The 20,806-nt window shown below is 65.9% G+C and carries 17 protein-coding genes; 11 read left to right on the top strand and 6 right to left on the bottom strand.

Annotated features, from left to right (window positions below; translation table 11 throughout):
• Positions 1 to 16 precede the first annotated feature (16 nt).
• Positions 17 to 1,546, top strand: coding sequence for a malonate--CoA ligase (locus LPJ38_RS04990; protein WP_145630281.1), 1,530 nt, complete (start codon positions 17 to 19; stop codon positions 1,544 to 1,546).
• Positions 1,547 to 1,666: 120 nt separating this feature from the next.
• On the opposite strand, the gene LPJ38_RS04985 is transcribed toward LPJ38_RS04990, so the two are convergent.
• Complete coding sequence (locus LPJ38_RS04985) at positions 1,667 to 2,527, bottom strand: sulfite exporter TauE/SafE family protein (protein WP_145630282.1); 861 nt, start codon at positions 2,525 to 2,527, stop codon at positions 1,667 to 1,669.
• A 504-nt stretch (positions 2,528 to 3,031) separates the two neighbouring features.
• Here LPJ38_RS04985 and sdhC point away from each other — a divergent pair.
• The 10 genes from sdhC (at position 3,032) to LPJ38_RS04935 (ending at position 14,977) form a co-directional block, all read left to right on the top strand.
• Positions 3,032 to 3,430: a succinate dehydrogenase, cytochrome b556 subunit gene (gene sdhC / locus LPJ38_RS04980; RefSeq protein WP_145630283.1), complete on the top strand. Its 399-nt coding sequence runs from the start codon at positions 3,032 to 3,034 to the stop codon at positions 3,428 to 3,430.
• Positions 3,427 to 3,831 (top strand): succinate dehydrogenase, hydrophobic membrane anchor protein, encoded by a 405-nt coding sequence (sdhD, locus tag LPJ38_RS04975; RefSeq protein ID WP_145630284.1) that lies wholly within the window; start codon positions 3,427 to 3,429, stop codon positions 3,829 to 3,831. Before sdhC ends, sdhD begins: the two co-directional genes overlap by 4 nt.
• Before the next feature lie 3 nt (positions 3,832 to 3,834).
• Positions 3,835 to 5,670, top strand: coding sequence for a succinate dehydrogenase flavoprotein subunit (gene sdhA, locus LPJ38_RS04970; protein WP_145630285.1), 1,836 nt, complete (start codon positions 3,835 to 3,837; stop codon positions 5,668 to 5,670).
• Between the two features lie 101 nt (positions 5,671 to 5,771).
• Positions 5,772 to 6,554, top strand: a complete 783-nt coding sequence (locus LPJ38_RS04965) for a succinate dehydrogenase iron-sulfur subunit (protein ID WP_100236830.1) — start codon at positions 5,772 to 5,774, stop codon at positions 6,552 to 6,554.
• Positions 6,555 to 6,738: 184 nt separating this feature from the next.
• Entirely contained in the window at positions 6,739 to 8,877 is a 2,139-nt protein-coding gene (locus tag LPJ38_RS04960) for a hybrid sensor histidine kinase/response regulator (protein ID WP_145630286.1), read from the top strand.
• 51 nt (positions 8,878 to 8,928) lie between these two features.
• Positions 8,929 to 10,884, top strand: a complete 1,956-nt coding sequence (locus LPJ38_RS04955) for an ABC transporter ATP-binding protein/permease (RefSeq protein ID WP_145630287.1) — start codon at positions 8,929 to 8,931, stop codon at positions 10,882 to 10,884.
• A gap of 226 nt (positions 10,885 to 11,110) precedes the next feature.
• Positions 11,111 to 11,935 (top strand): FkbM family methyltransferase, encoded by an 825-nt coding sequence (locus LPJ38_RS04950; protein WP_167520329.1) that lies wholly within the window; start codon positions 11,111 to 11,113, stop codon positions 11,933 to 11,935.
• 24 nt (positions 11,936 to 11,959) lie between these two features.
• Positions 11,960 to 12,346, top strand: coding sequence for a VOC family protein (locus LPJ38_RS04945; protein ID WP_145630289.1), 387 nt, complete (start codon positions 11,960 to 11,962; stop codon positions 12,344 to 12,346).
• An 82-nt stretch (positions 12,347 to 12,428) separates the two neighbouring features.
• Positions 12,429 to 12,686 (top strand): hypothetical protein, encoded by a 258-nt coding sequence (locus LPJ38_RS04940; protein ID WP_145630290.1) that lies wholly within the window; start codon positions 12,429 to 12,431, stop codon positions 12,684 to 12,686.
• Between the two features lie 167 nt (positions 12,687 to 12,853).
• Positions 12,854 to 14,977: an OmpA family protein gene (locus LPJ38_RS04935; protein ID WP_145630291.1), complete on the top strand. Its 2,124-nt coding sequence runs from the start codon at positions 12,854 to 12,856 to the stop codon at positions 14,975 to 14,977.
• A 63-nt stretch (positions 14,978 to 15,040) separates the two neighbouring features.
• Here the strand turns inward: LPJ38_RS04935 and LPJ38_RS04930 are convergent, their stop codons facing one another.
• The 5 genes from LPJ38_RS04930 to LPJ38_RS04910 form a co-directional block, all read right to left on the bottom strand.
• Complete coding sequence (locus tag LPJ38_RS04930) at positions 15,041 to 16,798, bottom strand: alkaline phosphatase (RefSeq protein ID WP_145630292.1); 1,758 nt, start codon at positions 16,796 to 16,798, stop codon at positions 15,041 to 15,043.
• 135 nt (positions 16,799 to 16,933) lie between these two features.
• Positions 16,934 to 17,890, bottom strand: coding sequence for a homocysteine S-methyltransferase family protein (locus LPJ38_RS04925; RefSeq protein ID WP_145630293.1), 957 nt, complete (start codon positions 17,888 to 17,890; stop codon positions 16,934 to 16,936).
• Between the two features lie 165 nt (positions 17,891 to 18,055).
• Positions 18,056 to 19,393 (bottom strand): argininosuccinate synthase, encoded by a 1,338-nt coding sequence (gene argG / locus LPJ38_RS04920; RefSeq protein WP_145630294.1) that lies wholly within the window; start codon positions 19,391 to 19,393, stop codon positions 18,056 to 18,058.
• A 93-nt stretch (positions 19,394 to 19,486) separates the two neighbouring features.
• Positions 19,487 to 20,263, bottom strand: coding sequence for a phosphatase PAP2 family protein (locus LPJ38_RS04915; RefSeq protein ID WP_145630295.1), 777 nt, complete (start codon positions 20,261 to 20,263; stop codon positions 19,487 to 19,489).
• Positions 20,264 to 20,302: 39 nt separating this feature from the next.
• Positions 20,303 to 20,797, bottom strand: a complete 495-nt coding sequence (locus LPJ38_RS04910) for a hypothetical protein (protein ID WP_145630296.1) — start codon at positions 20,795 to 20,797, stop codon at positions 20,303 to 20,305.
• Positions 20,798 to 20,806 lie beyond the last annotated feature (9 nt).

The following is a 20,806-nucleotide window of genomic DNA, read 5'->3' as shown; positions in this document are numbered from 1 at the left end:
CGGCGAGGAATGTTGCATGAACCAAGCTGCCGACGCCAACCTGTTTTCCCGCCTGTTCGACGGCCTTTCCGATCCCAAGCGCCTCGCGATCGAGACGCATGACGGCGCGCATATCAGCTATGGCGATCTGATCGCGCGGGCCGGGCAGATGGCCAATGTGCTGGTCGCACGCGGCGTGAAGCCCGGCGACCGCGTCGCCGTGCAAGTGGAGAAATCGGTCGCCAACATCGTGCTGTATCTCGGCACGGTACGGGCCGGCGCAGTCTACCTGCCGCTCAACACCGCCTATACGCTGAACGAGCTCGACTATTTCATCGGCGATGCCGAGCCGTCGCTGGTGGTCTGCGATCCCTCCAAGGCGGAAGGCCTCGCGGCGATCGCGGCCAAGGTGAAGGCCAAGGTCGAGACGCTCGGACCCGACGGCAAGGGCTCGCTGACGGACGCCGCCGACAAGGCGAGCCGCGAGTTCACGACGGTGTCGCGCGCAAACGACGATCTTGCGGCGATCCTCTACACGTCAGGCACCACGGGGCGCTCCAAGGGCGCGATGCTGACGCACGACAATCTCGCGTCGAACTCGCTCAGCCTCGTCGACTACTGGCGCTTCACCGACAAGGACGTCTTGATCCACGCGCTGCCGATCTACCACACGCACGGCCTGTTCGTTGCGACCAACGTGACGCTGTTCGCGCGCGCCTCGATGATCTTCCTGCCGAAGCTCGATCCGGACTTGATCATCAAGCTGATGGCGCGCGCCACCGTTCTGATGGGCGTGCCGACTTTCTACACGCGCCTCCTGCAAAATCCGGCGCTGTCGCACGAGACGACCAAGCACATGCGCCTGTTCATCTCGGGCTCGGCGCCGCTGCTGGCCGAGACCCATCGCGAATGGTCGGCCCGCACCGGGCACGCCGTGCTCGAGCGCTATGGCATGACCGAAACGAACATGAACACCTCGAACCCCTATGACGGCGAGCGCGTGCCCGGCGCGGTGGGCTTCCCGCTGCCCGGCGTCTCGGTGCGCGTCACCGATCCTGAGACGGGCAAGGAGCTGCCGCGCGAAGAAATCGGCATGATCGAGGTGAAGGGCCCGAACGTCTTCAAGGGCTATTGGCGCATGCCGGAGAAGACCAAGTCCGAATTCCGGCCCGACGGCTTCTTCATCACAGGCGATCTCGGCAAGATCGACGGCAAGGGCTACGTCCACATTCTCGGCCGCGGCAAGGACCTCGTCATCTCCGGCGGCTTCAACGTGTATCCCAAGGAAATCGAGAGCGAGATCGACGCGATGCCCGGCGTGGTCGAGTCCGCCGTCATCGGCGTGCCTCATGCCGATTTCGGCGAGGGCGTCACGGCGGTGCTGGTGCGCCAGCCCGGCGCGAGCATCGATGAAGCGACTATCCTGAAGGGACTGGACGGGCGCCTCGCCAAGTTCAAGATGCCCAAGCGCGTCTTCGTCGTCGACGAGCTGCCGCGGAATACCATGGGCAAGGTGCAGAAGAACATCCTGCGCGAGACCTACAAGGATATTTATGCGAAGAAGTGAGGTGGGACACCGCTCTCTCGTCTCGTCATCGCGAGGAGCTCGACGAAGCAATCCAGAGTGCCGCCGCGGAAAGATTCCTGGATTGCTTCGCTGCGCTCGCAATGACGGAGGTTGCGGCGACTACATCCCGCCCACCAGGCTCAGCACGAACCGGCTGCCGACGATGAACAGATAGACCCCGAACGCGACTTCCAGCGTGCGCTTCGACATCGCATGCGCGGCTTTCACGCCGAGCGGTGCCGTGACGAGGCTCATCGGCATCACGAGCACGGCACCGATCAGCGAGACGTAGCCGAGCGCGAACGGAACTTGCAGCGCCGCAATGGCGGGATAATTCGCCGCCGCCGGCCACCCCGCGTAGATGTAGCCGAGCGCGCCGGGGATCGAGATCAGCACCGCGAGCGCCGACGAGGTCGCGACCGCCTGGTGGATCGGCCGGCCGTAGAACGTCATCAGCAGGTTCGAGAACAAGCCGCCGCCGATGCCCATCAGGGTCGAGAGAATGCCGACGCAGAAGCCGTAGGCGCGCATCAAGGGACCCTTCGGCAGATCCTCGCCGAACCTCCAGCCTTCGCGCGCGAAGATCAGGCGGGCGGCGGCCGAATAGGCGACCGCGACGAACACGATCTTGAACAGCCGCTCGGGCGCGTAGCGCGCGATCACGCTGCCGGCGACGACGCCGATCATGATCGGCAGCCACCACGCCCGCAGGATCGTCATGTCGACGGCGCCGCGCTTGTAGTGCGCCTGGAATGAGCGGATCGAGGTCGGAATGATCACCGCGAGCGAGGTGCCGACGCACAGCGGCATGCGCACCTCCAACGGCACGCCTGCAATGCGGAAGCACTCGTAGAAGACAGGCACGAGGATCGCGCCGCCGCCGATGCCGAATACGCCGGCGAGGAATCCGGAGAGCGCGCCTGTTGCGATCAGCAACAGCGCCAGCTCGACGATTTCCTTGATATCAAGACCTGCGATCACCCCTGACCTGCCCCGGCGACTGGCTGCAACCTCTCCGAGCCGTCGCTTGCGGAACGTTGCTCGGTGAGCATTAGGCGATCTGATTCCCGCGGTCGACATGTCGTGCCTCCCGGCTGGGGTGGGATGCAGAGTGCGCATATCCAATTCGGAGCAGGTGGGATCGGATCGGGACGCGGGTTGCGTGCGTGGGTCTCATCGGCGCCTCGTCTGGGTCGCGCTCGACCGTTTGACGGCATGGTCCGTTTAGATGCGTTCCAATAGCAATTTCAACGCATCGCGCTCACTTCTCAAATAATGAACTTTTATTCTGTTCTTTCTTGGTGGATCCACGCCCTGGTATACCAAGCCGCTGATTGGCCTTGGTTCATCAAGGCTCTAGAGCTGAACCCCGGTTCGATTTATGGCCATTTGGTGATTGCGCGGGGGAAATCGACTCCGTAAATAGAGCCGACCTTTCCGATCCCCGCGCGCCCCCTTACGGGCCGCCATACAACATCAAAGCCCATGACCGCACGGATCGAACGACCCCTCTCGCCACACATGCAAGTGTACCGCTGGACGCTGACGATGGCGCTGTCCATCGTCCATCGCGCCACCGGTATTGCCCTCTATGTCGGAACCCTGCTGCTGGTCTGGTGGCTGGTTGCCGCGGCCTCCGGGCCGGCCGCTTACGCGCACGTCCAGGCCTTCTCCAGCAGCATCATCGGCCGGCTGATCGTGTTCGGCTACACCTGGGCCTTGATGCACCATATGCTCAGCGGCATCCGGCATTTCGTCTGGGATCTCGGCTACGGCTTCAAGGCCAATGAGCGCGAAGCGCTGACCTGGGGCGCCCTGATCGGCGGCATCGTGCTGACGGTGCTGATCTGGATCATCGCCTATGCGAACGGAGGCGGCCGATGAGCGCGCCCGATACGCCGAAGCGCAGCATGCGCACCCCGCTCGGCCGCGTCCGCAATCTCGGCGCCGCGCATTCCGGCACGTCCGATTTCTGGCGCCAGCGCATCACCGGCGTCGCCATGACGCTGCTGATGATCCCGGCGCTGGTGATCATCATCATGCTGGTCGGCCGCAACCAGGTCTACGCTGCGCAGACCCTGAGCTCGATTCCCGTCGCGGTGATCCTGCTGCTCTTCATCTTCGCCTGCGTGTGGCACATGAAGATCGGCATGCAGGTGGTGATCGAGGACTACGTCCATAACGAGAAGCTGAAGCTCACGGCGATCATGCTCAACAACTTCTTCTCGGCCGCGGTGGCGCTCGCCTCGACCTACGCGATCCTGAAACTGTCCTCCGGAGTGTAACCCATGGCCAACACAACGAATGGCTCGGGCAACAGCGCTCCCGCCACCAACGGCAAGGCCTATCCGATCGAAGACCACACCTACGACGTCGTCGTCGTCGGTGCCGGCGGCGCCGGCCTGCGCGCCGTGGTCGGCTGCGGCGAAGCGGGCCTGCGCACCGCCTGCATCACCAAGGTGTTTCCGACCCGCTCGCACACGGTCGCGGCGCAGGGCGGCATCTCCGCCTCGCTCGGCAACATGCACAAGGACGACTGGCGCTGGCACATGTACGACACCGTGAAGGGGTCGGACTGGCTCGGCGACCAGGACGCGATCGAATACATGGTGCGCAACGCGCCCGACGCGGTCTACGAGCTCGAGCATTGGGGCGTGCCGTTCTCGCGCACCGAGGACGGCAAGATCTACCAGCGTCCGTTCGGCGGCATGACCACCGAGTTCGGCAAGGCCCAGGCGCAGCGCACCTGCGCCGCCGCCGACCGCACCGGCCACGCCATGCTGCACACGATGTACGGCCAGTCGCTGCGCCACGCGGCCGAATTCTTCATCGAGTTCTTCGCCATCGACCTGATCATGGACGACCAGGGCACCTGCCGCGGTGTCATCGCGCTCAAGCTCGACGACGGCACGCTGCACCGCTTCCGCGCCCAGACCACGATTCTGGCGACCGGCGGCTACGGCCGCGCCTATGCTTCTTGCACCTCGGCGCACACTTGCACCGGCGACGGCGGCGGCATGGTGCTGCGCGCCGGTCTGCCGATGCAGGATATGGAGTTCGTGCAGTTCCACCCGACCGGCATCTACGGATCGGGCTGCCTCGTCACCGAGGGCGCGCGCGGCGAAGGCGGCTATCTCGTCAACTCCGAGGGCGAGCGTTTCATGGAGCGCTACGCGCCGTCGGCAAAGGATCTCGCCTCGCGCGACGTCGTCTCGCGCGCGATGACCATCGAGATCCGCGAAGGCCGCGGCGTCGGCAAGAAGAAGGACCACATCTTCCTGCATCTCGACCATCTCGATCCCGCGGTGCTCGCCGAGCGGCTGCCCGGTATCTCCGAATCCGCGAAGATCTTCGCCAATGTCGACGTGACGCGCGAGCCGATCCCGATCGTGCCGACCGTGCACTACAACATGGGCGGCATCCCCACCAACTATCACGGCGAAGTGCTGACCAAGAGGGACGGCGACGACAACGCCATCATCCCCGGCCTGATGGCGATCGGCGAAGCCGCCTGCGTCTCCGTGCACGGCGCCAACCGCCTCGGCTCCAACTCGCTGATCGACCTCGTGGTGTTCGGCCGCGCCGCGGCGCTCCGCCTCGCCGAGAAGCTCACACCCAATGCCAAGCAGCCCGAGCTGCCGTCGAACTCGGCTGAGCTCGCGCTCGGCCGCCTCGACCATTACCGCTACGCCTCCGGCGGCACGCCGACGGCGAAGCTGCGCGAAGGCATGCAGAATGTGATGCAGACCAATTGCGCGGTGTTCCGCACCGGCGAAGTGCTCAGCGAAGGCCAGAACCTGATCGCGAAGGTCCACAGCGGCATCACCGACATCGCGGTGTCCGACCGCTCGCTGGTGTGGAATTCGGATCTCGTCGAGACGCTCGAATTCGACAATCTGATCTCGCAGGCGGTGGTGACGATGAACTCGGCCGCCAACCGCACCGAGAGCCGCGGCGCACATGCCCGCGAGGACTTCTCCGAGCGCGACGACAAGAACTGGATGAAGCACACGCTGACCTGGCTGGACGATGCCGGCAAGGTCAAGATCGAGTATCGCCCGGTTCACAACTACACCATGACCAACGACGTGCAGTACATCCCGCCGAAGGCGCGTGTGTATTGATTGCTGCTTGTCATTGCCGGGCTCAACCCGGCAATCCATCCCTTAAAGATGGATGCGCGGGGCAAGCTCGCGCATGACGAAAGAAACCAGAGGCAGGACTTATGGTTGAATTCGCACTTCCGAAGAACTCCAAAATCACCGGCGGCAAGACCTGGCCGAAGCCCGCGGGCGCAACCGAGCTCCGTGAGTTCAAGGTCTATCGCTGGAACCCGGACGACGGCAAGAATCCGAGCGTCGACACCTATTACGTCGACACCAATGATTGCGGTCCGATGGTGCTGGACGGCCTGATCTGGATCAAGAACCACATCGACCCGTCGCTGACCTTCCGCCGCTCCTGCCGCGAAGGTGTCTGCGGCTCCTGCGCGATGAACATCGACGGCCAGAACACGCTGGCCTGCACCCGCTCGATGCACGACGTGAAGGATGGCGCGGTCAAGATCAACCCGCTGCCGCACCAGCCTGTCGTGAAGGATCTCGTTCCCGACCTCACCAATTTCTACGCGCAGTACGCTTCGGTCGAGCCGTGGCTGAAGACGACCTCGCCGACGCCGCAGAAGGAATGGCGCCAGAGCCACGAGGACCGCGAGAAGCTCGACGGCCTCTACGAGTGCATCCTGTGCGCCTGCTGCTCGACCTCCTGCCCGAGCTATTGGTGGAACAGCGAGCGCTATCTCGGCCCCGCGGCCCTGCTCCAGGCCAACCGCTGGGTGTCCGATTCGCGCGACGAGGCGACCGGCGAACGGCTGGACAATCTCGAGGATCCGTTCCGCCTCTATCGCTGCCACACCATCATGAACTGCGCCAAGGCCTGTCCGAAGGGCCTCAACCCCGCGGAAGCCATCGCCGAGCTCAAGCTCAAGATGGTCGAGCGGCAGATCTAGAGAGCGTTATGCTGCGATCCCCGGCCTGAACGGCCAGGCATTCTGCGGGCGCGGCCCGCCGCAGCGGAATTCGTCCCCGCGACGCTTCACGCGTGAGCCGGCGTAATACAACCTCCGGTTCCCATCACAAGCGACTTCCTTCCGAGCGGGAAAGTCAGCTAAGCTCCGGTCAGGGACCGGAGCCGTGCAGGGCGCGCAACGCAATTCGCTAAAATTGTTGCAGTGGATGATGGCGGCATCCCTGGCGCTTCCGATTGCGCTGTTCGCTATCGCCTCCGCGATCTCCTACACCTCGACCAAGGATACCGCCGACCGCGAGATCGAGCGAACGCTGGACGTCGCGCATGAGCATGCGCTCAAGGTGTTCGAGACCATCGACCGCAGCCTTGCCGAGCTGGGCGAGGTCGTGCGCGGCCTTCCCGACGACACCATCCGCGCGCGCGAGTCGGCATTGCACCGCCGCCTGAAGCGGCTGGCCGATTCGCTGCCGCAGCTCAAATCGGCCTGGATCTTCGATGCGGATGGGAAGGCGCTGGTCAACAGCCTCGCCTCGCCGCCGCCGGCGCTCGGCTTTGCGGACCGCGACTATTTCTACGCCCATGTCGACCAGAGCATCGGCACCCACATCGGCACGGCCCTGACGCCGCGCCCGCCCTATCAGGGCGCCCGCTTCTTCGGGATGAGCCGCCGCCGCGAGTCCGACGACGGCAATTTCATCGGCGTGATCCAGGCCTCGGTCCTGCCGGAATATTTCGAGAGCTTCTATGCCAGGATCGGCTCCGATCCCGGCAGCTTCTTCGCGATGGGGCGCACGGATGGCGCCGTGCTCGCGCATTTCCCGCGGCTCGACCGCGACTTCCGGCTCGATCCGGGCGGCCCGGTCGGCCAGAAGATCGCGTCGAGCCCCGAGCATGGCCTGATCACCGTGGCCTGGCCGTCGGACGGAATCGAGCGCCGCATCGGCTACCGGCGCATCGCCGAATATCCCATCTATGTCAGCGCCGGGTTCGAGACCTCCGCGATCCAGGCACGATGGTTCGCGACCATCGGCCAGCATCTGGTGTTCGGCATTCCCGCCACCGCGCTGTTGTTCCTGCTGCTCGCCTTCGCATTCCGCCGCACCCAGCATCTTCAGGCCGAGGCTGCCGCACGGCGCGAAGCCGAGGATGCGCTCAAGCACAGCCAGCGCCTGGAGGCGCTCGGGCAGCTCACCGGCGGCGTCGCGCACGACTTCAACAATCTGCTCACCGTGATCCGCGCCTCGGTCGACCTGCTCAACCGGCCGCAACTGACGGAGGAGCGGCGGCAGCGCTACATCACCGCCATCGCGGATTCGGTCGCGCGCGCGGCCAAGCTGACCTCCCAGCTGCTCGCCTTTGCGCGGCGCCAGACCCTGAAGCCGGAGGTGTTCGACGTCGGCCAGCGAGTGCAGTCGCTCCACGACATGCTTGCGACGCTGCTCGGCCCCGCCATCGAGATCGCGATGCGGCTGCCGGCGGAGCCCTGTCTCGTCAATGCCGATGCCGGCCAGTTCGAGACGGCGCTGATCAACATGGCGACCAATGCGCGCGATGCCATGCAGGGCAAGGGCAGGATCACCTTCGCGGTCGAGGCTACGACGGCCATTCCGGCCACGGCGGCTCCTGCCACCGGCAACCATGGCTTCGTCCGCATCACGGTCAGCGATACCGGAATAGGCATTCCGGCCGCGCGCCTCGGGCGCATCTTCGAGCCGTTCTTCACCACCAAGCAGGTCGGTCACGGCACCGGTCTCGGCCTGTCCCAGGTGTTCGGCTTCGCCCGGCAATCCGGCGGCGAGGTGACGGTGACGAGCGAGGTCGGGCACGGCAGCACCTTCTCGCTCTATCTGCCGCGCGTACCGCCGGACCTCTTGCCCCAGCGGCACGCGCCGAACACCGCACCGGCGGTGGCCGGCAGCGGCATGTCGGTGCTGGTGGTCGAGGACAATATCGAGCTCGCCAATTTTGCCGCCGACGGCCTCACCGAACTCGGCTACAGCATCACCCTGGTCGACAATGCCACCGATGCGCTCGCCGAGCTCGTGGTGGACGCGGATCGTTTCGACGTCGTGTTCTCGGACGTGGTGATGCCGGGCATGACCGGACTCGATCTGGCAAAGGCGATCCGCGAGCGCGGCATCGGCGTGCCAGTCGTGCTGACCACGGGTTACAGCCAGGCCCTGTCACAGGAGGGCGCGGCCGGCTTCGATCTCGTGCAGAAACCCTATTCGATCGAGGAATTGTCGCGAGTCCTGCACCGGGCCGCGCGGCTGCGGCGGGTGCGCGACGGCGCCGCCGAGTGACTGCGCCTGGAACCAAAGGGAACCGTTTGATTTCCTTTGCGTTGTCCGGCTATGGACAAGCCGGCCACCAAGCGCAAACAGGGCAAGAAGCCGCCCATTAGCGAGATCAAGGGCGAGAACGGCGATGAAGTGGAACCGCCGCCGCCGGCGCTCGTCGAACCCGATCCCGAACTGTCGCCCGAGGAAGCCGAGCAGGTCCGCAAGGATTATCTGCTGACGCGGTTCTGGATCAGCGCGCGCGGCTTCTGGGGACGCCATGGCGATCGCCTGGCCTGGCCGTTCTCGGTCGGCCTCGGCGTGCTGATCGTCCTCACCGTCGGCTTCCAATACGGCATCAATATCTGGAATCGCGCGATCTTCGACGCCATCGAGAAGCGCGATGCGGCCAGCGTCTTCCATCTCACGGCGGTGTTCTTCCCGCTCGCGATCGGCAGCATCGTGCTCGCCGTGGCGCAGGTGTTCGCGCGCATGAGCATCCAGCGGCGCTGGCGCGCCTGGCTGACGAGCAGCGTGCTGACGCGCTGGCTCGCCAACGGGCGCTACTACCAGCTCAATCTCGTCGGCGGCGACCACAAGAATCCGGAATACCGGATCGCCGAGGATTTGCGCATCGCGACCGATTCACCGGTCGATTTCCTCGCCGGCGTGACCTCTGCGCTGCTGTCGGCCGTGACCTTCATCGTCGTGCTCTGGACCATCGGCGGCGCGCTCACCGTCACGCTCGGCGGTTCGAGCATCACCATTCCCGGCTTCCTGGTGATCGCCGCGATCGTCTACGCCGCGATCGCATCCGGCTCGATCGTCGTGATCGGCCGCCGCTTCGTGCAGGTGTCCGAGGCCAAGAACCAGGCCGAGGCCGATTTCCGCTACACGCTGACGCGCGTGCGCGAAAACGGCGAGAGCATCGCGCTCCTCGGCGGCGAAGAAGAAGAGCGCGGCGGCATCGACCGCAATTTCACTGGCGTGCTCAAGCAATGGGCACGACTCGCGGGCCAACACATGCGCACCACGCTGGTCTCGCAGGGCTCCAGCCTCGTGGCGCCCGTGGTGCCTCTCCTGCTCTGCGCGCCAAAATTCCTCGAGGGCAGCATGACGCTGGGCCAGGTGATGCAGGCAGCCTCTGCCTTCACCATCGTGCAGAGTGCATTCGGCTGGCTGGTGGACAATTATCCGCGGCTCGCCGACTGGAACGCCTGCGCGCGCCGCATCGCCTCGCTGATGATGTCGCTCGATGGCCTCGAACGCGCAGAACAGGGTGACGGCCTCGGCCGCATCAAGCGCGGCGAGACCAGCAACGATGCCATGCTGGAATTGAACGATCTCTCGGTCACGCTCGACGATGGCACAGCCGTGGTCGGCGAGACCGAAGTGGTGATCGAACCGGGCGAGCGGCTCCTGGTCGCCGGCGAATCCGGCACCGGCAAGAGCACGCTCGTGCGCGCCATCGCGGGGCTCTGGCCCTGGGGCGGCGGCAGCGTGAATTTCCATCCCGACCGTCGGCTGTTCATGCTGCCGCAACGGCCTTACGTGCCCTCGGGATCCCTGCGCCGTGCGGTGGCGTATCCGGGCGCGGCCGAGGACTGGACGATTGAGGAGATCAGCGAGGCCCTGCACGAGGTCGGCCTCGATCATCTCAAGGAGAAGATCGAAGAGGAAGCGCCGTGGGACCAGACGCTATCTGGCGGCGAGAAGCAGCGCCTCGCCTTCGCCCGGCTGCTGCTGCACAAACCCGACATCGTCGTGCTCGACGAGGCCACCTCCGCGCTCGACGAGAAGAGCCAGGACAAGATGATGAAGACGGTCACCGATGCACTGCCCAAGGCGACCATCGTCAGCGTCGCGCATCGCGCCGAGCTGGAGGCCTTTCACAGCCGCAAGATCGTGCTGGAGCGCCGCAAGGGCGGCGCCAAGCTCGTCAGCGACATCGACCTGATCCCACGCAAGGGCAGGCGCAAGCTGCTCGGGCGATTCCTGCGCCAGCGCAAGGCGCCGAAAAAGGCGGCGTAGCACTCTCTCTGTCGTCCCGGACACGCGCGCCACAAGCGCGCGCGCAAATGCGGGACCATAACCCCCAGGGTGAACTTTTGCGAAGACTCGGAGTGGGCATCTCGCGCCTCACTTCCCCCCTTTGGTTATGGGTCCCGGGCTCGCTTCGCGCCCCGGAACGACACCGAAATTGTGGCTCTCATCAAAACCGGCTATGCATGCGCCGCCTGCAATGAGGACTGCCTGCTTGACGCCCGACAACGCTCCTTCGTCCGCGCCGTTCGGCGCGTTTGCGCCGAATGCCGCGCAGGCCGCGATCATCAGCCTCGCGACACGATCGGGGCTGAAGCGCGGCGCGTTCCGTCCCTGGATGTCGCGGCTGGTCAATTTGCTGCGCAGCGGCCCGGTCGACGTGCAATACCAGGGTGCCTCGTTTCGTCTCTATCACCAGGGTAGCGCCACCGAGCGCGGCGCGCTGTTCAATCCCGACTACAATCTCGACGAACTCGACTTCCTGCGCCAGCACACCCCGATGGGCGGCACATTCGTCGATGTCGGCGCCAATGTCGGCACCTTCGCGCTGGTGATGGCGCGGCAGGTCGGCGCCAACGGCAAGGTCGTCGCGATCGAACCGCATCCCCTGACATTTGCACGGCTGGCGTTCAATCACGCCGCCTCGCATGCGACGCAGGTACACCTGGTGCAGGCTGCTGCGGGCGACAACGACGGCGAGCTGATGATCGAGACCGGCGGCGGTAATCTCGGCGCCACGCATGTCGTCACCGGCCCCGCCAGCACCGACGCGATCAAGGTGCCGTCGCTGCGCCTGACGCGCATTCTCGACGAGGCAGGCGTCACACAGGTCGATTCGCTCAAGATCGACGTCGAGGGTTTTGAGGACCGCGTGCTGATCGGTTTCTTCCGCGACGCGCCACCATCGCTGTGGCCGCGCGCGGTCGTCATCGAGCACCTGTCACAAAACGAATGGCAGCAGGACTGTATTGCCGACATGGTCGCGCGCGGCTTTGCCATCCTGCGCAAGACACGGAGCAATACGTTCCTGTCGCGCTGACAGGAGCGAACAACGGAGGTAGCGATGATCGACCATCTGGGCTTCTCGGTCTCTGACTATGAGCGCGCCAAGGCGTTCTACAGCAAGGCGCTGGCGCCGCTCGGCTACGTCCTGATCATGGAAGTGACGGCGGAGCAGACCGGGCACGCCGCGGCTGCAGGCTTTGGCGCCGACGGCAAGCCGGATTTCTGGATCGGCGGCGAAGGTGCGATGAACAAGCCTGTGCACATCGCCATTCGCGCCGAAGACCGCGCCACGGTGGACGCGTTCTACAAGGCGGCGATCGCGGCGGGTGGGCGCGACAACGGCCCGCCCGGCATCCGCCCGCATTACCATGCGAACTATTACGGCGCGTTCGTGCTCGATCCCGATGGCCACAACATCGAGGCCGTCTGTCATACACCGGGATAAGCCGGATTCCGCCGCGGCAAGGAGGAACATCGGCTCGGCAGCATCGTTGTTGTCCTTCGGACAACAGATCGCGAAAGTGCCGATGCCGATCGAGCCACCCGAGATTCCGCCGGCGACACCGGGGACTCCCACCGAGCCCCCGCCGGGAATTCCGCCTGGCAACCCGCAGCCTGACATCGCCCCGCCAGTGCGCGAGCCCGACGCGCCGGCGCCGCCGGACGAATTGCCGCCACACGTCCCCGAAGAGATTCCACGACGCGGACCAAACGGACCGCTCACGCCTAATCCTGCGACGGATGCACGTCGCGGCATCACACATGAGGCGAGCGAACACATGTGAGGCGATTGCAACCTGCGTCTGAATGCGCAATGAACGTCGTCATAGTGAGGTGATTTGCGTGCAGAAATAAATCGGGCCGCGACCTCTTCGCCCGCCACAATGCGGCCTAACGCGTAGCTGTTCATCCCAACACTTCGTCAAAGAACCTTCCGGGGAAGTTCACCATCATGACCAACCTTCGTCTCGTGCTGCTTGCAACGACGGCTCTGACCGCGATGCAATTCGCAAGCTCCGCATCGCATGCGCAAAGTGCGCCGCCGCTCGTTGTCGCCCAGGCCCAGCCAGAGGCTGACCAAAAAGCGAAGCAGCCGCCGAAGGGACCAGCGGCAGCTCCGCCCGCGGCACCGGCACGCCCCGCCGCACCTCCACCCGCTGCGCCTCCGCCGGCTGCCGCGCCGCCGCGCCCGGCTGCGCCGCCGCCACCCCCGCCCGCAGCTCGTCCGGCTCCGCCGCCACCGCCGCCTCCACCTGCGGCCCGTCCGGCTCCGCCGCCGCCGCCACCTCCGCCGGCTGCTGCTCCGAAGCAGCCTGCGCCACCCCCGGCCGCGGCCCCGCAGCAGCATTCTCCACCCGCCGCACGCCCGGCTCCCACACCTCCGCCACCGCCTCCCGCCGCGGCTCCGCAGCAGCGCACGCCTCCCACGCCGCCCCCTGCCGCGCACCCGACCCCGACGCCACCTCCGCCTCCGCCGCCTCCCGCAGCGGGTCCTGCAGGACGGCCGACGCCTGCGCCGACGGCGACACCCCCTGCTCCGACAGCCGCGCCACCGGCCCGTCCAGGTGCACCTGCGCCGGCGACCACGCCTGCACCCGCAACGTCTCCCGCACCGACCGCGACCCCGGCTCCCGGCAGCACGCCCCCCGCGCCACCGCCGGGTCGTCCGGGCGCACCTCCGCCCGGCGTGCGTCCCGGCACGCCTCCGGCTGCGGGATCGCCGACGCCGGCTCCCGGCGCACCGCCCGCTCCGACGGCCACCCCGGCGCCCGGCAGCACCCCGACTCCGCCAGCCGGACGTCCCGGCGCAGCACCGGCACCGGGCGTAGCCCCGACGGCGACGCCGACCCCCGGCCAGCAGGGCGGCACGCCACCGGCGGGTGCACCCGCAGCCGGAGCTCCGGCCACGGCTCCGCAGGCCGGCGCCCCGCCCCGCCCGCCGGCACCTCCCGCTGGCGTCGCAGCGCCCTCGGTAGTCCCCGGTTCAGCGGCGGCAGCTCCGCCACCAGACAGGGCACAATACAGGCCGCCGACCGTCGCGCCGGCCTTCCGGGCCGCGCCGACGATCGCAACGCCTCTGCCGCCACCGCCGCGTCCGCAGCAGCGTGACCTGACGCCGCTCGCAGTCGGCGCAGGCGTAGTGGCCGGTGCCGTGATCGGCGCGACCATCGCCGACCTCCACAGCCAGCGACGCGAGACCATCGAAGGCGGCCGCACCATCTACACCGAGCCGGACCGCATCATCGTCCGCGATCCGGGCGGGCAGGCCTATGTCCGCGGCAACGATCTCTACCGCTTCCGCTACGGCGCCCGCGACATCCGCACCGACACCGTTGGCGGCGAAACCCGCACGGTCGTGATTCGTCCAGACGGCAGCGAGATCATCACCGTCGTCGGCACCGATGGCCGGCTGATGCGGCGCATCCGCAGGGATCCCCGCGGGCGTGAAGTTATCATCATCGACAACAGCTACCGCGATCCGCGCGCGGTCGGCGGCTTCTATGTCGACGTCCCGCCGCCGGTGGTCAGCATCCCCTACGATCGCTACATCGTCGACGCCCAGGACGCGTCGCCGCAGGTGATCTACGAGACGATGCGCGCCCCGCCGGTGCAGCGGATCGATCGGCGCTACTCGCTCGACGAGATCCGCTACAGCCCCAATGTTCGCATGCAGATGCCGAGCATCGACGTCAACACGATCAACTTCGAAACGGGATCGTGGACCATTCCGCCGGATCAGGCGGCGCGGCTTCAGGTGATCGCCGACGGTATCAACCAGGCGATTCAGGCCAACCCGCAGGAGGTGTTCCTGATCGAGGGTCACACCGATGCGGTCGGCAACGAGGTCGACAATCTGTCATTGTCCGATCGCCGCGCGCAGGCCGCAGCTGAATTGCTGACCCAGCAGTTCAACGTGCCCGCGGAGAACCTGACCTCGCAGGGCTATGGCGAGCAGTACCTGAAGGAGCAGACTCAAGGACCGAGCCTGTTCAACCGGCGCGTCACCGTCCGTCGCATCACGCCGCTGCTCAACGGCGACCAGGCCAGCGCGGCACCGCCTCCGCCGCGCCAGTAAAACCCTTCGCAAAAGGAAATGGCCGGGAGCAATCCCGGCCATTTTTTGTTTGGTGTCTCGCCATTACTGCGCGGCGGCAAGTCCGAGCGCATCGGCGATGACGCGAAACACTTCGGTATTGTCCATCGACCCCTGCACGCGCTCGCTGCCCGGTCCGGTCGCGGTCAGGATGACGTCCTCGCCGGAATGCACGCTGGCGCCAATCATCGCCGACAGATTGCCCGGCCGCAGCACCGCGCCCGGCACATCCTTGTACTTGTCGTTGGCCTTGAAGGTTCCGTCGTCGCCGGCCTTGACGGTCGGCTCATTGGGATTGTCGAGCTTCGGACGAAACGTCTCGTAGTGATCCGGCAGGCTGGCCGAGAAGATGGCGAGCCGCCGGCTGACATCGACCCGTGACGGATAGCCTTCCGCATCCGCCGCCGGGTAGTTGGGAAATCCGGCCTTGTCGTACACGCCGACGCGCTCGCGCAAGGGAACGTTGGGCGCCGTGCCCATGTCATCATTCACCGTGCCGACGAGACTGTTGGGATGATTGTGGTCCGCCGCCACGAGGATGAGGGTATCTTCACCACGCGCCCGCGCCCATTCACGCGTCTGGCGCACCGCGTTGTCGAGCATGATCGTGTCGTAGACGGCGCGCTCCATGTCGAGCAAATGCGCATATTTGTCGATCATGCCGGACTCGACCATCAGGAAGAAGCCGTTCTCGTTCTTCGCGAGAATGCTCAGCGCGGCCTGCACCTGCTCGGTCAAATCGGGCTGCTCGGGGAATTTCTTGACGCCGCCGCCCTTGAGGAATTTGCGATCCAGCACGCCGTCCATGTTGCCGGTGGCGAACAGGCCGAGCAGCTTGCTGGTCTCCGGCTTTGCGGCAGACACGCTGAGCTCACCCGCAGTGGTCGCCACCTGATAGCCGGCGTCACGAAACTTCGCGACGTAGTCGGTCTCGTCCTTGCGCTTCGAGCCGGCGGCCGACTTCGGCAGAAAGTTCGCGCTGCCTCCGCCCATCAGCACATCCGGCTTCGCCGCGAACAACTGCTCGACGATCTCGTCATAGGCGGCGCGCCGGCGGGTGTGCGCGACCATCGCGGCGGGCGTCGCGTCTTCGACCTCGGTATTGGTGACGATGCCGATCGCCATGCCGAGCCGGCGCTTGGCAAGGCTCGTGATGGTTTCGACCTTGGGATCGTCGAACGCGCTCAAAGAGCGATCCGCGTAGACGCCGAGGGCGTTGACGGCGCTCTTGTGCCCGGTCGCATAGGCGCTCGCGGAGTTCGCGGAATCCGTGATGATCGAGTCCGAGCCGGCGGTTGCCACCAGCGCCATATGAGGCATGTCGTCGATCGCGAGCTTGCCGCGGCTCTTGCCCTCCGCGATGCCCTTGGACAGGATTCGCGCGGCGATCCGATGCGCCGGCGACATGCCGTCGCCGATGAACAGAATGACGTTCTTCGCCTTGCGCGGGCCGGTGTCGTAGACGGTCCATGTGACACTGCGCTGGCGCGTGCCGTCGCTCACCTCCACGGCGACGCTGCCGGGCTTGGTCAGCGTGACATCGCGCAGGATCAGGGCCGACTGATCCTTGCCGTCCTCGCGCTCGATGAAGGTCCCGGAACGGCCGAACGCGCCGGCATAATCCGCGCCGTTGACCGTCACCTTCAGCTTGGCGGGATCGACCAGCCCGGGGAGCTCGACCTTGAAGTCGAATTGGGCGCCGGCCAGGATCTCGGCGCGATCAATCGGATAGATCGTCTGTGCCGACAGAGACGATGTCCAACAGAGGACGACGAGAGAGGCGAGGGCCGAATTCTTGATCATGGGCGGTGCTCCGCAATCCAGTTCCGATAGGAACAGAAAGCGTAGCGATCGAGAATGACACCGTCATCACATATGGCGCGAGACAAATGGGCAACGGGTCGAAGGCCGGGGGCGATACCGGCCCTCTCAACTGCATCACGTGGTCAGCGCCTCTGGCGACAGGCAGGCCTCGCAAACGGCGGCAACATGCCGGTGATCGGTGCCGCAACAGCCGCCGAGAATCCGCATGCCGGGGAAGGCGCGCCTGAGCGAAAGGTATCGGCGGCCGAGATCGACGGGATCACCACTGTCGAGCGTCTCCGACTCATCCAGCTCGGCATGGCTTTTGGTCGACGCATTGGCTCTGACGCCATGAATGCGCTGGACCCACGCCTCGCCCCCCGCGAGCGCGCTCTCGAAATGGGTCGGGTGCGCGCAGTTGATCAGGAAATATTCGCAAGCCCGCTCCGTCACTTTGTCGACAGTTTCAATCGCTTCGCGCAGGGACTCCCCCCTGACCAGGCGACCATCCGTCTCGACGGTGAAGGAGATAGCAACGGGAATGTCCTGCCGCCTGGCCGCGCGCACGACGCCGACGGCTTCGTTGATGCTGTTCAGCGTGAACGCGGTCACCATGTCGGCGCCTGCCTCGGCGAAGGCCGCGATCTGGGCCGAGTGGTAGGCTTCCGCCTCCGCCGCGTCCATGTTGCCGGCCTTGTAGCCGTCGCCGCGCGGGCCGATCGCGCCGTTGATCACGCAAGGTGAGCCGGGTGCCTCCCATTCGCCGCGCAATTCCTCCAGAAATCGGATGGAGCGCATGTTGACGGCCTTGAGCCCGGCCGCATCGTAGCCGAGCTTGGCAGCCCAATCAGGGTTGGCGCGCCAGGTCGGGCTGTCGAGCACGAAGCCGAGTCCATGCTGCCGCGCGATGTGGAGATAGGCTTCGTAGTAACGTTTCAGATGCGCGCGACCATCCGCGCTGTCGAGCAGCACGAAAGCCGCGAAATGAGGCAGCTCCAGCCCTTCGTGAAAGATCAGGGTGGTTTCCATGCCGCCATCGGTCAGAAAGATCCCACCGCGGTGCTGCGGCAGGTCGCATCTGTATCTTGCCATTGATCGCTCCATCATTTGCACGGCCGCTCTCATCGTGAGTCGCGTCATGCCGGCCCTCGGTCTCGGGCCGTTGGTGGCGCACAATGTCGCGCTGCTCGCGCAGGCTATCCGCCGCGCGAGACTATCGATCCCGGCAATTCGGTTCCTAGCCCGATCGGGCTGCAATCAACCCTTGTCGCTTTCGAGCTGAAAGATCTGCGAGCCTTCGCTGCCCGAGAGCAGGCCGGTGTCGCTGTAGAGCTTCAGCTTGGTGCGGGTGTCGGCGATGTCGAGGTTGCGCATGGTGAGCTGGCCGATGCGGTCGGCCGGCGTGAACGCGGCATCCTCGACCTTCTCCATGCTGAGCCGCTCCGGCGCATAGGTCAGGTTGGGACTTTCCGTGTTCAGGATCGAATAGTCGTTGCCGCGGCGCAGCTCCAGCGTGACTTCGCCGGTGACGGCACGCGCGACCCAGCGCTGCGCAGTCTCGCGCAGCATCAGGGCCTGCGAGTCGAACCAGCGGCCCTGATAGAGCAGGCGGCCGAGGCGCATGCCGCTGATGCGGTACTGCTCGATGGTGTCCTCGTTATGGATGCCGGTGACGAGGCGCTCATAGGCGATGTGCAGCAGCGCCATGCCGGGCGCTTCATAGATGCCGCGGCTCTTGGCCTCGATGATGCGGTTCTCGATCTGGTCGCTCATGCCGAGGCCGTGGCGGCCGCCGATCGCATTCGCCTCGAGGAACAGCGCGACGGGATCAGAGAAGGTCTGGCCGTTGAGCGCGACCGGCTGGCCCTCCTCGAAACGCACCACGACCTTCTCGGCCTTGACGTTGCAGTCGTCGCGCCAGAACGGCACGCCCATGATCGGGTTGACGATCTTGATGCCGCTGTCGAGGCTCTCGAGATCCTTGGCCTCATGCGTCGCGCCGAGCAGATTGCTGTCGGTCGAATACGCCTTCTCGGCGCTCATCTTGTAGGCAAAGCCCTGCGCGGTCATGAACGCCGACATCTCGGCCCGGCCGCCGAGCTCGTCGATGAACTGCTGGTCGAGCCAGGGCTTGTAAATCTTCAGGCCGGGATTGGTGAGCAGGCCGTAGCGGTAGAAGCGCTCGATGTCGTTGCCCTTGAAGGTCGAGCCGTCGCCCCAGATGTTGACGCCGTCTTCCTTCATTGCGGCGACCAGCATCGTGCCGGTGACGGCGCGGCCGAGCGGAGTGGTGTTGAAATAAGTGATGCCGCCGGTCGAGATGTGGAAGGCGCCAGATTGGATCGCGGCAATGCCCTCGTGGACGAGCTGCGTGCGGCAATCGACCAGCCGCGCCTTCTCGGCGCCGAACTCCGTCGCCTTGCGCGGGATCTCGTTGTAGTCGGCTTCATCCGGCTGGCCGAGATTGGCGGTGTAGGCGTAGCAGCGCGCGCCCTTCTGCTTCATCCAGAGCAGCGCCGCTGAGGTGTCGAGGCCGCCGGAAAAAGCGATACCGACTTTCTCACCCTTGGGCAGGCTTTTCAGGATCGTGGTCATGGCGCTTCCAATCGGGTCTCAAGGGCTGGTCTAGGGGCGGGTTTGACCGCGCGAATATCAAATTTCGCAGGACTCGGCACCCATTTAATGGGCTCAAACCGAGGTCTCGGGGGCGGGCTTGCGGCCGAACAGGCGCTGGCGGAGCCGGTAGCCGGGCATGGCCAGACGGGTCAGGGCTGCATCGACCGCCTCGTCCGAAAACCGCGTCCGCGGCCAGCGGTAGATCAGGGCAAAGGCGAACCAGATCACGACGAAGCTGACGAGGCCGGCAATCGCCACATCAGTGAAGAAATGTCCGCCGAAGGCCATGCGCAGGCCGCTGGTGAGGGCGCCGAACACCACGGCGCCGGCATAAGCGAGCGGCCGCCATGCCGGCGGAGCCAGCGCGGCCGGCGCCAGCGTCCAGAACGCAGTCGCGCCCTCGCCCGAGAAGAACGAGCAGTTGCGCGCGCAGTCCCCGCGCGGGTCCCACCAGGGCACGAACTGCTGCTCGCCGGCAAACTGCGTCACCACCACCGGACGCGGACGTCCCCAATAGGTCTTGAAGGTCAGGTTGGTGAGGATGCCGGCCGACATGATGATCGTGACCAGCAGGAACACCATGGCACGACCCGACACCAGCAGCGGCCGGTCCGGGCGGATCAACTTGACCACGAGCGCGACCAGCGACGGCAACACGAATGCCCAGGCGATCCACATCGCCGCATCCCGCGCGAAACTGGCCCAGCCGTTCAGCTTGAGCGGAAAGGTGTTGGTCGCGGGATCGAAGAACAGCGCGGCGAGCTTGAGATCGAGCTCGGGATAAAGGCCGAAAACGACGCCGATCAAAAGCCACAGCGTCAGGGCGATGAAGAGTCCAGTGCGGTTCATGGCGCGCGGTTTAGCGGAGCGGAGCGCAGATGAAAACCCTCACCGCGCATCCGGCCGGGACTGCGACGGCAATGGCGGCGGCGGTCTCCGCGCGGGTGGCGGCTCGCGCCAGGCACCGGCGTTGCGGCCGGCGATCAGCCAGTAGACCACGCCGGCGGCGATGCCCGCGCCCGTCATGATCTCCAGATGCCGCCGCACGATGCCCTCGAACTGGAACGTGTCGGGGTGGAAGGGCACGAGACCGAGATAGCAGGCGAGCCCGACGAGGCCGCCGCCGACGGCATAAGCGAGCACGCTGCGGATGTAGAGCGCCTCGGTGATCGCGACGATCACCGCCGCCGGCACCAAGGCAAAGCCCGAGACGAAGATGAAACCGAAGCCGAGCAGGATCTCGATCGTGCCCTGATCGACGGGCCCCGCACCGAGATCGGCGAACTCCGGAAACAGTAGCGCGACCACGACGATCATGCCGCCGACGAAGCAGGCGGCGAGGAAGCCGATGAAGATGACGACGAGGCGGCCGATCAGGAACATCACGCCATC

The sequence above is a fragment of the Bradyrhizobium daqingense genome (assembly GCF_021044685.1).
Classification (GTDB): Bacteria; Pseudomonadota; Alphaproteobacteria; order Rhizobiales; family Xanthobacteraceae; genus Bradyrhizobium; species Bradyrhizobium daqingense.
The sequence above is the reverse complement of the archived record's forward strand: the minus strand, read 5'-3'. Positions and strand labels throughout refer to the sequence as shown.

Coding starts and splice junctions, on each gene's coding strand:
- LPJ38_RS04990 (WP_145630281.1), top strand. CDS start 17: ATGAACCAAGCTGCCGACGCCAACCTGTTTTCCCGCCTGTTCGACGGC.
- sdhC (WP_145630283.1), top strand. CDS start 3,032: ATGACCGCACGGATCGAACGACCCCTCTCGCCACACATGCAAGTGTAC.
- sdhD (WP_145630284.1), top strand. CDS start 3,427: ATGAGCGCGCCCGATACGCCGAAGCGCAGCATGCGCACCCCGCTCGGC.
- sdhA (WP_145630285.1), top strand. CDS start 3,835: ATGGCCAACACAACGAATGGCTCGGGCAACAGCGCTCCCGCCACCAAC.
- LPJ38_RS04965 (WP_100236830.1), top strand. CDS start 5,772: ATGGTTGAATTCGCACTTCCGAAGAACTCCAAAATCACCGGCGGCAAG.
- LPJ38_RS04955 (WP_145630287.1), top strand. CDS start 8,929: ATGGACAAGCCGGCCACCAAGCGCAAACAGGGCAAGAAGCCGCCCATT.
- LPJ38_RS04945 (WP_145630289.1), top strand. CDS start 11,960: ATGATCGACCATCTGGGCTTCTCGGTCTCTGACTATGAGCGCGCCAAG.
- LPJ38_RS04940 (WP_145630290.1), top strand. CDS start 12,429: ATGCCGATCGAGCCACCCGAGATTCCGCCGGCGACACCGGGGACTCCC.
- LPJ38_RS04935 (WP_145630291.1), top strand. CDS start 12,854: ATGACCAACCTTCGTCTCGTGCTGCTTGCAACGACGGCTCTGACCGCG.
- LPJ38_RS04930 (WP_145630292.1), bottom strand. CDS start 16,798: ATGATCAAGAATTCGGCCCTCGCCTCTCTCGTCGTCCTCTGTTGGACA.
- LPJ38_RS04925 (WP_145630293.1), bottom strand. CDS start 17,890: ATGGCAAGATACAGATGCGACCTGCCGCAGCACCGCGGTGGGATCTTT.
- argG (WP_145630294.1), bottom strand. CDS start 19,393: ATGACCACGATCCTGAAAAGCCTGCCCAAGGGTGAGAAAGTCGGTATC.
- LPJ38_RS04915 (WP_145630295.1), bottom strand. CDS start 20,263: ATGAACCGCACTGGACTCTTCATCGCCCTGACGCTGTGGCTTTTGATC.
- LPJ38_RS04910 (WP_145630296.1), bottom strand. CDS start 20,797: ATGTTCCTGATCGGCCGCCTCGTCGTCATCTTCATCGGCTTCCTCGCC.